Annotated in this window: 10 protein-coding genes; 8 read left to right on the top strand and 2 right to left on the bottom strand. The window is 32.0% G+C overall.

Going from position 1 to position 14,397, the window contains the following annotated elements:
• Positions 1 to 18: 18 nt before the first annotated feature.
• Positions 19 to 2,733 (top strand): DNA gyrase/topoisomerase IV subunit A, encoded by a 2,715-nt coding sequence (locus tag HYN56_RS13465; RefSeq protein WP_109192650.1) that lies wholly within the window; start codon positions 19 to 21, stop codon positions 2,731 to 2,733.
• A gap of 174 nt (positions 2,734 to 2,907) precedes the next feature.
• Here HYN56_RS13465 and HYN56_RS13470 read toward each other — a convergent pair whose 3' ends face one another.
• Positions 2,908 to 5,346, bottom strand: a complete 2,439-nt coding sequence (locus HYN56_RS13470) for an AAA family ATPase (RefSeq protein ID WP_109192651.1) — start codon at positions 5,344 to 5,346, stop codon at positions 2,908 to 2,910.
• A 5-nt stretch (positions 5,347 to 5,351) separates the two neighbouring features.
• Positions 5,352 to 6,404, bottom strand: a complete 1,053-nt coding sequence (locus HYN56_RS13475) for a PKD domain-containing protein (protein ID WP_109192652.1) — start codon at positions 6,402 to 6,404, stop codon at positions 5,352 to 5,354.
• A 215-nt stretch (positions 6,405 to 6,619) separates the two neighbouring features.
• Here HYN56_RS13475 and HYN56_RS13480 point away from each other — a divergent pair, with 215 nt between their 5' ends.
• Genes HYN56_RS13480 through HYN56_RS13510 form a run of 7 tightly spaced genes read left to right on the top strand, consistent with a single transcriptional unit; the run spans position 6,620 to position 14,294 of the window.
• Entirely contained in the window at positions 6,620 to 7,258 is a 639-nt protein-coding gene (locus HYN56_RS13480) for a C40 family peptidase (protein ID WP_109192653.1), read from the top strand.
• Positions 7,236 to 8,186 (top strand): type VI secretion system baseplate subunit TssG, encoded by a 951-nt coding sequence (locus HYN56_RS13485; protein WP_109192654.1) that lies wholly within the window; start codon positions 7,236 to 7,238, stop codon positions 8,184 to 8,186. The genes HYN56_RS13480 and HYN56_RS13485 overlap by 23 nt, the downstream gene beginning before the upstream one ends.
• A 1-nt stretch (position 8,187) precedes the next feature.
• Complete coding sequence (locus HYN56_RS13490; protein WP_109192655.1) at positions 8,188 to 9,186, top strand: TssN family type VI secretion system protein; 999 nt, start codon at positions 8,188 to 8,190, stop codon at positions 9,184 to 9,186.
• A 4-nt stretch (positions 9,187 to 9,190) separates the two neighbouring features.
• Complete coding sequence (locus HYN56_RS13495; RefSeq protein WP_109192656.1) at positions 9,191 to 10,255, top strand: LysM peptidoglycan-binding domain-containing protein; 1,065 nt, start codon at positions 9,191 to 9,193, stop codon at positions 10,253 to 10,255.
• Between the two features lie 16 nt (positions 10,256 to 10,271).
• Complete coding sequence (locus tag HYN56_RS13500; RefSeq protein ID WP_109192657.1) at positions 10,272 to 10,757, top strand: PAAR-like protein; 486 nt, start codon at positions 10,272 to 10,274, stop codon at positions 10,755 to 10,757.
• 13 nt (positions 10,758 to 10,770) lie between these two features.
• Entirely contained in the window at positions 10,771 to 13,074 is a 2,304-nt protein-coding gene (locus tag HYN56_RS13505) for a hypothetical protein (RefSeq protein ID WP_109192658.1), read from the top strand.
• Positions 13,075 to 13,085: 11 nt separating this feature from the next.
• Positions 13,086 to 14,294, top strand: coding sequence for a hypothetical protein (locus HYN56_RS13510; protein ID WP_109192659.1), 1,209 nt, complete (start codon positions 13,086 to 13,088; stop codon positions 14,292 to 14,294).
• The last annotated feature ends 103 nt before the right edge of the window (positions 14,295 to 14,397 follow it).

A 14,397-nucleotide genomic window follows, 5' to 3' on the forward strand; every position in this document is an offset into this window, starting at 1 on the left:
ATAAATTCAGCATAAAAAATGAAAGACGAAGAAGACGATAACATAATTCCAAACGGCGACGAGAATAATCAGGATGAAAATCTGGATAACATTCAGGATGGCGATGATGATGTGATTGATGGAGAGGGAAAAAATTTTGAAGGAGCACATTTTTACGAAAATCAGGAGGAAGAAGGAGAAGATGTTATTACGAAGGTAACGGGAATGTATAAAGACTGGTTCCTGGATTATGCTTCGTATGTAATTCTGGAACGTGCAGTTCCTGCTATCGAGGACGGATTCAAACCGGTTCAGCGTCGTATTATGCACTCTTTGAAAGAGTTGGATGACGGTCGTTATAACAAAGTTGCCAATGTTGTTGGTCACACTATGCAGTATCACCCACACGGAGATGCTAGTATTGGTGACGCCATGGTTCAAATTGGCCAGAAAGATTTATTGATTGATTGCCAAGGAAACTGGGGTAATATTTTAACGGGCGATGGAGCGGCAGCTTCGCGTTATATTGAGGCACGTTTATCTAAATTTGCTTTGGAGGTTTTGTATTCTCCAAAAATTACTGATTGGGGTGTTTCGTATGATGGTCGTCGTGCCGAACCAAACAATCTTCCAGTAAAATTCCCGTTGCTTTTAGCCCAAGGAGCCGAAGGTATTGCGGTTGGACTTTCTACAAAAGTACTTCCTCATAACTTCAATGAGTTAATTGATGCTTCGATCAAGATTTTAAAAGGAAAAGCTTTTACGCTTTATCCTGATTTCATGACTGCTGGTATTGCCGACGTTTCGAATTATAACGACGGAATGCGTGGCGGACGTGTGCGTGTGCGTGCTAAAATTTCGCAATTAGACAAAAATACCTTGGTAATTACGCAGATTCCGTTTTCTACCAATACATCAAGTTTGATTGACAGCATTTTGAAAGCCAATGAAAAAGGTAAAATCAAAATCAAGAAAATTGAAGATAACACTGCAGCCGATGTTGAGATCTTAATCCATCTTTTTCCAGGCGTTTCTCCAGATAAAACAATCGATGCTTTATTTGCTTTTACAGCCTGTGAAACTTCTGTAGCGCCTTTAGGTTGTGTAATTGAAGATAATAAGCCGTTGTTTATTGGAGTTTCTGAAATGTTGAAAATTTCAACACATAGAACGGTCGATTTGCTTCGTCAGGAATTGGAAATTCAACTTGAAGAATTAAAAAATAAGTGGCATTTTTCTACTTTAGAAAAAATCTTCATTCGTGAAGAAATGTATATAGACTTCAAATTATACGGAGATAGAGAATCACTTTATAAATATTTATACGATCGTTTTGAGCCTTTCAAAAAATCATTCGTTAGAGAAATCAATGATGACGATTTACAGCGTTTGACTCAAATCCCAATGATTCGTATTACACGTTTCGACTCTGATAAAGCTGATGATTTAATTGCGAAATTGGAAGACGAAATGAAAGAAGTAGAGCATAATCTGGAACATTTAACAGATTTTGCAATTGCTTACTTTACCAAATTAAAAGAGAAATACGGAAAAGGACGTGAACGTCAAACAGAACTTCGTGTTTTTGATAACGTTGAGGCTACAAAAGTAGTTTTAAGAAACACAAAACTATACGTAAACCGTGAAGAAGGTTTCGTTGGAACGAGTTTAAAGAAAGATGAATATGTAGGCGATTGTTCTGATATTGATGATGTTATCGTATTTTTACGAGACGGAACATTAATGATTACAAAAGTAGATGCCAAAACATTTATTGGAAAAGATATTATACACGCCGCCGTTTTTGATAAAAACGATAAACGTACCATTTACAATATGATGTACCGCGATGGTAAATCAGGGCCGTCTTATATCAAACGTTTTAATGTTACTGGTGTAACACGTGATAAAGCTTACGATTTAACAAATGGTACAAACGGTTCTCAGGTAGTTTATTTTTCACATAATCCAAATGGAGAAGCTGAGGTAGTCACTATTTTACTGCGTCAGGTGGGAACGATTAAGAAACTGAAATTCGATATTGATTTTGCGAAATTAGCAATAAAAGGACGTGGTTCTAAAGGAAACTTAGTAACCAAATATCCAATCAAAAAAATTGAATTAAAGGAGAAAGGTATTTCAACTTTACTGCCAAGAAAAGTTTGGTTTGACGATACTGTAAAACGTTTAAATGTAGATGCAAGAGGAGAATTATTAGGCGAGTTTAAACCAACAGATAAAATCTTAATTATTAGTCAGTCAGGAAAATTAAAGGTTATTATTCCAGAGTTATCAACTCACTTTGATGAAGATATGATTGTACTGGAAAAATGGAAACCTAAAAAACCAATTTCTGCGATTTACTACGATGGAGAAAAAGAGCGTTATTTTCTGAAACGTTTCCTTGTAGAAAATGAAGGAAAAGAAGAAAGTTTTATTACAGATCATCCAAATTCGCAGTTGGAGATTGTTTCAACAGATTATCGTCCAGTTGCGCAATTGGTTTTTGCTAAAGTAAAAGGCGTCCAAAAAGATGATTTACATATAGATGTTGAAGATTTTATAGCGGTAAAAGGTTTCAAAGCGTTAGGAAATCAATTAACAACAGATAAGCTAAAACAAGTAAACTTATTAGATCCGCTTCCTTATGAAGAACCGGTAGAAGAAGTTCCAGAAAGACCTGAAATATCAGAAGATGATCCTGTAGAAACAGAATTAGATGATGATGGCCAGATTGGTTTGGTTTTAGAATAAAAAAGTAAAAACGCTAAGAATTATTTCTTAGCGTTTTTTTATAGTTTAAATATTGGAAGACTTAAATTTTAAACACATAAAAACATAGTTTTTGAATCTCGATTAAAGACATCTCACTTGCATTAATACACATAGATTTGTATTGTATGATTTTTAATTGTCAGAAATGATTAACTAGTCTTTAATCCATTTCACCTCATTATTTTCAATAAGAACAGAAACAGTATCTCCATTTTGTATCTCACCAGAAATTATTTTTTTAGCAAGAGGTCTTCTCAAATGGCTTCTTATAATGCTCTTTATTGGTCTGGCTCCATAGTGGGCATTAAAACCATTTTCGGCAAGATAAAGTTTAGTTTCCATTGGAATGTTGACCGAAATATTGATGTTTTTCAATAAATCTGTAAACTCTTTTTTAAGGTGTATTTCAAAGATTTTTAAGGCATTCTCTTTATTGATAGGGGCAAAAGGTACTATTTCAGTTAGACGCCCTAAAAACTCAGGTCGAAAATAATTTCCCATAATTTCCATTAAAGAATTTGAACTTGGAATTTCGCTATTGTTAAAAGTGCTTACAATATAATCAGCTCCAATGTTTGAAGTGAAAAGAACAATAGCATTTGAGAAATCACCTTCTTTTCCTAATCTATCGTGTAGTTTTCCTTCGTCCATAATCTGGAGGAAAATATCAAAAACAGAAGGATGTGCTTTTTCTATTTCATCGAATAAAACAATAGAGTAAGGTTTCTCTCGAATCTTGTTTATTAGTACTCCTCCAGCATCATAACCAATGTATCCCGGCGGGGAACCAAGCAGTAAAGCAACCGAATGTTCTTCTTTAAATTCGGACATATCAAATCGGATAATCGCATTTTCATCCTCAAAAAGAAAGTCGGCTAAAGATTTTGCTAATTCTGTTTTTCCAGTACCTGTCGGGCCGAGGAAAAAAAAGGAAGCAATCGGCTGTCCTGCTTTGCTTAATCCTGATCTCGATTCCAAAATAGAACCCGAAACAGTTGCAATACAATGATCTTGTCCAATAACTCTTAAACTTAAAGTCTCTTCAATTTTATTTAGTTTTCCAATCTCCTCATTCTTTAGTTTACCAGTAGGAATCCCCGTTTTCTTAGATATTATAAGTGATAAATCTATCGGTTCAATATGAGAACGTTTGTCTAGTGCTTTTACTTCGAGATTACTTATTATGTTTTCAATATCTTTTATAATAGATTCTGAAGTTTCAAATTTCTTGTTCGTATTTTCCTCTTCACTAGTTATTAAAAATGTGGTTTTATTTATTAAGTCAGTGAAAAACCAGTTGCATTCTTTGATTAACTGTTCTTCTGATAGTTCTAAATCGTTATTTTTTAAAATCTTAAGTTTATCAAGAATCGATTGTTTTTCCTTTAAAAAAGTTTCTCCCGACGTTTTTAGAACAGACATCGTATGATCAATGAGGTTTATAGCGGATTCTGGAAGGCTTTTCTCTTTTAAATATCTTCTTGAAAGTCTTATAGATTCTAAAATAGTTTCATCGTCAATCTGTATTTTATGATGTTCCTGATAGATTTTTATAGCTTCACGAATCATTCGGAATAAATTTTCATCATTTGACTCTTCCATTTTTACAATTTCAAACATTCCTGAAAGTCCCTGTTCTTTTTCAATTCTTTTCGAAAATTCATCAATTGTTGTCGTGGCAATAATATTTAAACCTTTTGACATTTCACTCTTTAGAATATTAGACACGCCGGAATTACCATCGTTTTTGTCCAGTAAAGTATGAATTTCTTCAATAATAAGAATGGCTTTTGGAAATTGCTGTAATTCCTGAATACAGTTCTTTAAACGGTCCTCAATTTCACCTTTATATGATGCTCCAGCAATAAGTGAAGACAAATCAAGTTCAAAAAGTTGTGTTTTATTTAAGACTTCTGAAATCTGATTATCTATTATATTTTGAATTAAAGTATTAATAAGGATTGTTTTTCCCACTCCGTGATCGCCAATTAGTAATACATTTGGTTTGGAAAAACGGCACAGAATTTCTTTGATCGTATTTAACTCCGTTTCACGTGCAATTGCTAGAATTCGTTTCTTCTTCTTTTCGATATTTCTATGAATGCAATATTTATTCAAAAAGCCTTTTTTTATTTCCTGTTTGGAAATAATTTCATTTTGTGGAATTGTTTCTTTTTCTTCCAAAAGCTCATTTCTAGAAATTGGATAAGATTTCATCTGATCAAAACTAAAACCCACGCCGGGAGAACTTAAAGCAATAATAATAGCATACAGACTTATTTCATCTTCATTTAGCGCAATCCTTACAGATTCGGCTTCTTTTATAATATCATCAATCAAATCACTAGGTTCAGCATCGAGAACATTAGTCGTTTTTGGTTCTTCTTCTATTCGAACTTCAGCCCATTCATCCAGATAATAAACATCTTTTCCCATTGCTTCCAGACGTTTTAAAAGCGATAAGTCTCTATTTAAAATTGCTTTTAAGAGATGTGGTGCAGAATAGAATTTATTGAAGTTATTCTTGGCTATTTTTTTAGCGATTTCAAAAGCAGTCAGTAATTCTGTACTGAAGATATTTTCTTGTTCCATAGTAATTAATCTTTAACCCAGATCATATATTTTTTTACTTTATAATTGATAGACATTCCTTTAATGCAGTTATTGGTCTTATCTTTATTAAGACGGATTGATTCTATTTTTATTTTTTTTCCTTTAATACCGGAACAAAGCTGTGCGAATGTCAATAGGTCTTTATCATTTTTAACGACGGGAACTTCAAGGTCATCACATAAAAAATCAGTAAAATCATCTTTTACTTTACTGCCTTCGGCGACTTTGTTTAATAAAATTTCGAATTGATCTTCAGATATTTTGGGAGCTTTTTTGATGTTTTCAATAGAATCTTTTTGTGTTTTGGCTCTTGGCGCTACAGGAACATATTGTAGCATATCTTCGAGCGGATCTTTTTTTACAGAACCTCTTGGTAAAGAGAAAGACTCTGCATTCTTTTCATAAACATAGGAAGTCACATCCAATGGATTTGTTTTTTTTATTACTCTCGGATGCACATAAATCACTTTTTTGGCCACACGGCTAAAATCACCATTAATAACAAGAGTTATAGTCTTTTCTCCTGGAGTTGAAAATGTATAAACAGGATTTGAAGAGTTTTCGATAACGCCTCTGCCTTCGCCAAATCCCCATTCCCATGTTTTGGCTTCTGAAGAAATAGAACTGAAATAAGTAGGCTGACCTACAGTAATAGTTTTAGAAGCAATGATTTGGGGAGTTCCTAATTTGTCGAGAAGATATTTGTCTGTCAAAACCAGTTCTCGAGTATGGGTGCATTCACCATTTATGGTAAGTGTTACAATATATTTTCCGGGGTTCTTGTAAGTATGAAAAGTATGTCTACGAATATCCGCAGTTGATCCGTCTCCAAAATCCCATTTCCACGATTTTGCATTATGAGTTCGGTCATAAAATTCGATAGGTTCTTCACTTTGCGAATGATCAGATAATATATAGTACTTAACATCATCACAATCGACATGTTTAAAAAATTGTATTAGAAAAGATACAATTGCTATAAGTAGAATAATACTAAAAAAAAGTACAATTCTGTTGTCTATTTTTTTAATCTTCATTTTGGCAGGTATATATGACAAAGACAAAAATAGGGTTATTTATTTTAATTTTATATGTAAAATCTTATAAAAAATTAAAATAATATTTTATATTTGTAAATATATACCTATTTAGTGTCGCTGGTTGCAAAATGAGAAATACCACTTCAATCTCATTTTCCAGTTGTAAAGAATCTAATTCGGACATTCAATTTTCTAAACATTAATACTAAAAAATGAAGCAGTTATTTGTTCTGTTGCTTGTTGCGATATGCTTAGGATGTACAGGGAAAAAGTACATTTCACAAATTCCTTTTAAGTACAATTACTCATTAGAGTTACTGAAAAAGGAATCAGAGATGGAAGAAAAAGGTTTAAAGAATAAAACCATAGTAAATGATAATTCTGAGAATCTAAGTGATGAAGTTTTGTATCTGAAGGAAAAATATTCAATTGTACTGGCTGTTATGCCCAATAAGATCACAAATTATAAGCTTTATTCTTATTTCGATTCCTGGATTAACACTCCTTATAAAGAGAAAAGTTTTTCTAAAAGGGGAATTGATTGTTCTTATTTTTTGCAGTCTCTGTACAGTGATGTTTATAAGGTAACGTTACCCAAAGATCCGGCAGGAATGTGGAAATCGAAATCCATTCAGATTTTTACAGGCCGTACGTTTTTGGCAGAGGGAGATTTAGTTTTTTTCAGGTATGACAAAGATCATCCGATTTCTGATGTGGCTTTATACCTGCACAACGACAGAATTTTAGCCTGTACAGATAAAGGATTAGGGATTTATAATTTTAATGATGAATATTTTCAATTGCGTTACATAGGAGCGGGACGAATAAATGAAGACACAAGAAAAAAATAAAAAAAGTCTGGAAAATCTGGTTCAGGAAATTGAGAGTATTTCGTATGATATCAGGGCAGAAATTATTGCTAATGAACTTATTGAGAATAATGAAGTTTTGCCTGATGAAATTACAATCTCCAATCAGGGACAATTTTCAAGAGCTTTTAGGAGTGATGTTTTAGGAGCTGTAATTCAGGACGATAATTATGTTCGGCAAGATTATATAACGTTGCTTTTGTCACGAGACAGTATGTATGATGCGCTTCCGGAAGGCATTGTTCATAGTCTCAGCGAGAATAATGCTGACAAATCTGTCAGGCAAATGATTAAAGAACACAAACACCAGAAAAAACAGGAAAATGAGGCTCGGAGTTTTTTTAATCCTTTTGAAAATGAAATTTTTCATTACCGAACAAAAATTGAAAGTGTCGAGAGAGGTTTTTTATACAAGTTAAACGGCAGTAAGCCACTTGATTTTTTCTATGATTTTTGGGGATTATCAAAGAATTATCCTCCGGTTTTAGTGGCAAAGTTTATTCAGTTACTGCCTTATGCTTATAAAATTGTTGGCGATATCGATTTGTCCTGTCGCTGTCTGGAGACTATTATTGAAGAGAAAGTAACCTATACAAGTACAAGTTCTAAAGAATATGATGAAGAAAACGAACAGATTAATTTAGGAGAAAACAGGTTAGGAGTCGATTTTATCTGCGGGAACAAATACATGGATTATTCAATGAACCTGACCATATCAATTGGCCCAATTGTAAATAATTCCTTTGAGAGTTATTTGCATAACGGATCGATAAAAAGATTTATAGATTGTTTTTACGAACACTTCTTTCCAATGGAAGTAGAGCCCAAAACAATACTAATACTAAATCACGAAACAGAAAAATTTGATTTTAATAAACAGCCTGTATTAGGATATACAACACGAATTTAAAATGGTAAAAAAACATTTATTAGCACTTATTGATGTAAAGCTTATTGTATTTATAGTGGTTGTGATAGCCCTATGCTGTATTCTGACATTACTATTTAGTGATAAGGTAAAGGAGTTTTCTACTCAATACAAAAAACAGTTTTACATCTATGTTTTCTCTTTTGCCCTCATTTATGCTTTGGTGGCTTTCTTGGGGTATAATAAACTATTCAATGAACTTTCAGATGAGTTTTTGTTTTATCAAATAGCCACATTGTTATTTGGTGTTTTGCATGTTTGGCTTTATCGTTGGCATTTTAAAGAGTTTAATACCAAAAGTGTTGCTATAGAACTTTTGTTTACCATATTGGTAATGCTGTATTCAAGTGTGCTGTTCGCCATTATTTACACGGCATTAAACGGAATCGAAATGACCTTTATAATGTGTTCTCATTTTATTGTATTTATTGTTCCTACAGGAGTTTATATCGTTTTTGAATATATGATGCAGATACCGCCTCGAAAATTCATTACCTGGACTCCAAAAGTATCTTACAAGCCAATAGAAGGTGTAGAAATGGAGGGGATTTTATTAATAACCCTTTTAATCAGAAAAGAAGAAAGCAACGAAGAATATGCTTCGATTCGAACTCAGGCACCTTTAAAAGTCGATTTCGGTAGATTGTTTTTTCTGACAATTACTGGGTACAACAAATACAATCAAAACGATCAAATCGAACTGAAACAGCCAAACGGACAAAACTATAACTGGGTTTTCTATTTACAGCCCAAATGGTATGAAAAAACCAAATATGTAGATGCAGGTTATTATGTAGGGCTTAACGGAATTACTGAAAATTCAGTGGTAATCTGCCAGCGGGAGGCAGAAAAAAATGAAAAACCCCAAAAAGAGAAAAAACCAGATCAGAAAGTGTATGGGATTGAATCGCATAATGAAGGAGCAGATCAAGAAAAGATTGACGAGTTGAAAGAGCCTGAAAGGAAAGGAGCAATAAAATAGTTAAATGATGAATGACTCAATGAACAACTCTGAAAATCAATATTCTCGTTATGAAATTCAAAAAGGCGACACTTTAGAAAGCATTGCTCAAAAGCTAAATATTGAAATTGATGATTTAAGGCAATATCATAATGCCCGCAGTAAAATAGAGGACTGTCTTGCCGGCGAACTGCGAAGCCATTTGAAGTTTTTGATTGTATCTAATAAAAAAGAAGATGTAATTCATGAAGAAAAGAAACAACAGGTTCTCTTTATAAGTCAGGATTATGTACTGCCTTTTCAGCCTTTTGAGTTAAATCATCAATACAATGTTTTATGTACGATTCAAAAAGGAGAAAAAATACAAACGGTAGAACAAAATTTTAATTTAAGAAGATTAAGACCAGACAGCAAACAAGAAGATTATCATTTTATTCAGATCGATAAAATTTCTAAAGTATTGATTGATGGAAAAGCAGTAGATACAAGAGCTTATAAAGTAGCTGAAAAAACAGGAGCGCTTTTGTATCCTTTACGAATTGTAGTAAATAAATACGGAAAATGGGAAAACTTAAACAGCTATGATAAATTAAAACAACGATGGGCAAATCAAAAAGAAGAGATAAAAGCTTCTTTTGATGGAGCAGTTTATGAATCACTGGCTAATGATATAGCCAATAAAATTACAGATAATAATGCATTAGTAAAACATATCTCCGGCGATTGGTTTTTAAGAGCTTTTTTTAATGGAATTCATATGGCGTACACTCGAAAATTTGAAATCGAGAAGAAATTGTTTTTTCCTGCAATTGCAGAGGTTGAGGATATAGAATTTTCGATTATTCAAAAAGTGAATCCTTATCTGAATGAATTAAATCTGATAGAAATATCACAGACAGGAGAATCTGAAAATGAGCATGTAGAAGAATACTATTTTGCAAAGTATTATTTGAATCCAAACAATTATATAATAGAACATTTATCAATAGAATGTGATTTAGTTGATATGGATCGAAAGATTAAAATAGAAGTTAAAAATTTAAACGATAGTAAAATCATTTTAGATTCTGGAATTTCACTTTTAGTATAAAATAAAGAAATAAGTTATGAGCGATAAATATGTTGTAGTACACGGTGCGACCTGTAAATGCAGGTTTAGTAAGGATTCTAAGGCTACCGATATTTTGCAGGTAAAATCACAAAAAAAGCATTTTGCCAATGATAAAGGAGCCAATAAAAAACTTATTGCAACTACTAAAGAATTAGGGCAGACTTTGCAAAAAGGTACTTTTGGAAATTGTTTAAACCAGCCTTTGGGAAATAATCAATATCAGGTTTGCATTCCTGATTTTAGTAATTGGAGTAAGCCCCATGATAAAGTAACGTTAAGCAATCAAGGAAAAATATTGATAGAAGATAGTAAAGCTACCTGTAAAAAGGGTTTGCCAGATTGCATAGAGATTACTAAACACGGACAAATAGCAGAAGTAGGAAAACAACAAATGCAAAAGGCAGACCGTGATGTAATAAAACAAATAAACCCGCTTTTAAGTCTTGAAGATTTAGAAGATAATCAACTTTTATGTTCTTAGATATTGAAAAGATATGGCAAAAGTGAAAATATACGGTAAATCCAATCCAGTAGTAGGAGTAAAAGAATATTACTCTATACATGAATTATTTGGAAATAGTATTTCGGTACAACCTATTCCTGCAAATTTAAATACAATACCAGATGATCAAATTAAATGGAGTATCTGGACGTTTAATGGCAGTTCTTGGACAAAAAAGGAAGCCAAGAACAAAACAGGAGCAATAGTAGATTACACCTTTTTTCAGGATAGTCTAAATATAAAGGGAATACGAATAAAAGTAGATGCAAATGGAGAAATAGCTGTTCTTGACATAAAAACACAAAAAGCAGTAGAAAGCAAAATACTGTTTGTTGAACTTCTTGACAGCAATGGCAAAAAACCAGAAAAATTATTTTCTTACGGGCAAAGTATAACAGCTCGTGTCCATTGTGTAAATATGGAAAGATTTCCTGTCACAGTTACGTTATGGGAAGATGACGGAGGAAAGACAGCCAATAAAAATACAGATATTACTATTGACGTTCAAAAAGGATATGTTCTAAATGGCAAAGCCGATGTAACATTTTATCTTGATCCAAAAAATGTATGGCTTGCCAATGTTAAACAAGCTCCCGGAGATACAAATGAGGGAGCATTTCATGAATATTATGTTACGGCTGAGCTTTATGAAAAAGTTTCAAAACCTAGTAAAAATATTAATGTAATAAATCCTGATTATAAAAAGGATCCGTTTTCGAAAGCATCCCCTGCAGAAAAAAAAGGCCCTTCTAAAAAAGAGCAGAAAAAAGAAATTCCTAAGACTGACCAAAAAGTTCGCGATTATGAGGAACAGAAAATTGTGGTACAAACTACTGTAAGTTATGATCCTGAGCAGGAATTTATTAATAGTCTAATGATGGTTAATGTTGGGGATCCTATTTGGAATAAAGATCATAAGAAAGGAGGTTGTGATAATTGTGTAGCAGAAGTAAAGGTTGATCAACTTCAACCAATATTTCCTGATGCAGATTTTTCTGTTTTAGAAAAAGTAGCGAATACCTATACAAAGTATATGAAAGAATTTGGAATGGATACTTGTTGGAATAAAGCCCATTTTTTTGCGCAGGCTATAGTAGAAAGTGGAAGCAAACTAGTACTTCATGAAGGAGAAAGTATGAATTATTTAGCTGATGATTTATATTTAGGAAGATGGGATCCAGAAAAGAAAAAATACAATATTATTTTGTCATATTTTAAAACTCATAAAGATGAAGCCTATAAATATGGAAGACTTGAAGAAATAAAAAATAATAAAAAAATAATAACTCAAAAAGCTAACCCGGAAATGATTGCTAATTTGGGTTATGGTCCTAACTCTAACAAAGGAAGAGAGCTTGGAAATACTAAGTCTACCGATGGTTGGAATTTTAGAGGAAAAGGCTTAATTCAGCTGACTGGTAGATCTGCATATGAATTCGCAAACACTTACACAAAGAAAGAAGGTGCAGATATAATTTCTAATTCTGATCTTGTATCTAAAAATGTTTCTATAGCAGTTCTTTCATCTATGGCATTTTGGAAATGGAAAAATATTGCTCCAATTGCAAATGGGAATAAGGATACTAAGAATGTTTGTAAAAAAGTTGGTAAAAATGTAACTCTTGCTAATGGAAAAACTAATCATGATGAAAAACAAGTTGCATTTAAAAATAGTACTTCTGTAATATTTAATGTTAAAGATTGTAAATATGGAAAAGTGCAAAATGATCCTATACCAGGAAAAGCGCCATGGATGCCATTTGCATTAAAAGAAATTGGTCAAAAAGCTATTTTGGGAAGTGAAAACAATTCTAGAATTACAGAATATTTTAATGCATCTACAAATGGTAAAGGGCTTAATGAAGGAACAAATTGGTGTGGAGCTTTTGCAAGTTGGTGTTTTACCCAAGCTGGATACACACCACCGGCATTGTCATGTAGAGCAGCAATGTGGCAATTTTGGAAACAAGATAAACCTATATACGGATCAGCAGCAGTAATAGATTGGAATGACAATCAATTGGCAAAAGAGAATGGAAAGAATGGTGCTGTAGGAGGGGATGGTCACATTACTTTTGTAGTAGGTATCAGCGAAGATGGTAAACATTATTACTGTGTGGGCGGAAATCAAGGAGGTGCTAAAGGTGCCAGAACAGTAAAAATTTCTAAGTATTCAAAAAAAGATATTGATTGGTTCGTTATACCACCTAATTACATACCAACTAATGAAGAATATAAATTAAAGGTTATGAATAGCGAAGCTGATTTAGATACTGCTAGTTCAACGAGAACTTAAAAAAATAAAAAATGAAATCATTAAAATTATTAGCTATTTTATTATTGTTTGGAGTTTGTTCATGCCAAAATAAAGTAGAAAAGGATAAAATAGAAGCGATGGGAAACAACAATTTAAAAGAATTATTAGAAAAACAAATAAAAGCAGGATATGCTACTGAAAAAAATGAAACTGATTATCCTAATTATAATTTTAATGAAATTGATCTGAATTTATCAAGTGAATTACTAAAAGAATATCTAGTAAAAAATGGTTACAAAATTCCAGATAATGAAGTTTTTAATGAATTAGTTAGTAAAATTTTTAAGAGAAATCTTGATTACAATTCGCCTAAAAAAAATGTTTATTTGAATTTTACTAATCCTTGTGATAGGGAAATTAAATTTTTGAAAAATAATTCAGAAGAATTACAAGATAAATCTTTTTATATAAATAAGAATGGAAACTTTATTACTGAATTGTTTTCAATTCCTGAAATTTTGGATTATCAAAAAGTATATCCAGAAGTAACTGTTCTAGAAGATAATTTATCTTCTAATACCGATGATGTTAAAATATATAAATGGAGTTCTTTAAAGAGTCTATCAAAAACGAGAGAGCAAAATTTAAGAGTTCTTTTATCAAGAAATAAGTTTTTATTCAATAATAGTAAAGCTGATTTAATTTGGCTTCTTTCAAATGATAAAGATTTTTTGATTGATTTGGTTGTGAAATTTGGTTTTGATAAAGAAAAAACAATTAATAAAATTGTTTTAGAAGAATTATATAGTTTAAATAAAAAACAAAATCCAATTCAAGTAGAAAAAATTGGTGATTTGTTTTTTTCGAAAAACTGTGATAATACATTTGACATAAGATATGGTTTGCTAGATTTTGTAAAAGAAAATACAAATGAAAAAGATAACAGGTTCATTTATGCATTATCTGATTATGCTTCAATGTTATATAATGGTGATTTAAATAAGATATTTGATAAAGATCCTTCTAAAGTTTTTAATAATACGGAGAAAGCGCATATTGTGGCATTAATTGCATCAATTGAAAACCCAGCTAAACAAAAATTCAAATATAAAAGCAATGCTTTATGGAATAATGAATCGACAACAATCGAAGATTTGTCAGTTTCTTATCCAGAAGTAATTGATTTGATTATTAAGAATAATTATTTTGGGATAAATAATTTAAAGGAAATAATTGATAATCTTGGTAGTGATGAATAAAAAAAACTATTCCTCCCCCGCTCCCGCACGAATCCTTTCGTGGCATTATGCGGGTAAATTCTAGTTTTAAAAAGGTTTATTATATTAAAATGAGTAGAAATTG

The organism is Flavobacterium crocinum (assembly GCF_003122385.1).
GTDB classification, from domain to species: Bacteria; Bacteroidota; Bacteroidia; order Flavobacteriales; family Flavobacteriaceae; genus Flavobacterium; species Flavobacterium crocinum.

Bases quoted from the DNA above. Each gene is read 5' to 3' on its own strand.
- HYN56_RS13500 (WP_109192657.1), top strand. From the start codon at position 10,272: ATGAGCGATAAATATGTTGTAGTACACGGTGCGACCTGTAAATGCAGG.
- HYN56_RS13490 (WP_109192655.1), top strand. From the start codon at position 8,188: ATGGTAAAAAAACATTTATTAGCACTTATTGATGTAAAGCTTATTGTA.
- HYN56_RS13475 (WP_109192652.1), bottom strand. From the start codon at position 6,404: ATGAAGATTAAAAAAATAGACAACAGAATTGTACTTTTTTTTAGTATT.
- HYN56_RS13465 (WP_109192650.1), top strand. From the start codon at position 19: ATGAAAGACGAAGAAGACGATAACATAATTCCAAACGGCGACGAGAAT.
- HYN56_RS13510 (WP_109192659.1), top strand. From the start codon at position 13,086: ATGAAATCATTAAAATTATTAGCTATTTTATTATTGTTTGGAGTTTGT.
- HYN56_RS13495 (WP_109192656.1), top strand. From the start codon at position 9,191: ATGATGAATGACTCAATGAACAACTCTGAAAATCAATATTCTCGTTAT.
- HYN56_RS13480 (WP_109192653.1), top strand. From the start codon at position 6,620: ATGAAGCAGTTATTTGTTCTGTTGCTTGTTGCGATATGCTTAGGATGT.
- HYN56_RS13470 (WP_109192651.1), bottom strand. From the start codon at position 5,346: ATGGAACAAGAAAATATCTTCAGTACAGAATTACTGACTGCTTTTGAA.
- HYN56_RS13505 (WP_109192658.1), top strand. From the start codon at position 10,771: ATGGCAAAAGTGAAAATATACGGTAAATCCAATCCAGTAGTAGGAGTA.
- HYN56_RS13485 (WP_109192654.1), top strand. From the start codon at position 7,236: ATGAAGACACAAGAAAAAAATAAAAAAAGTCTGGAAAATCTGGTTCAG.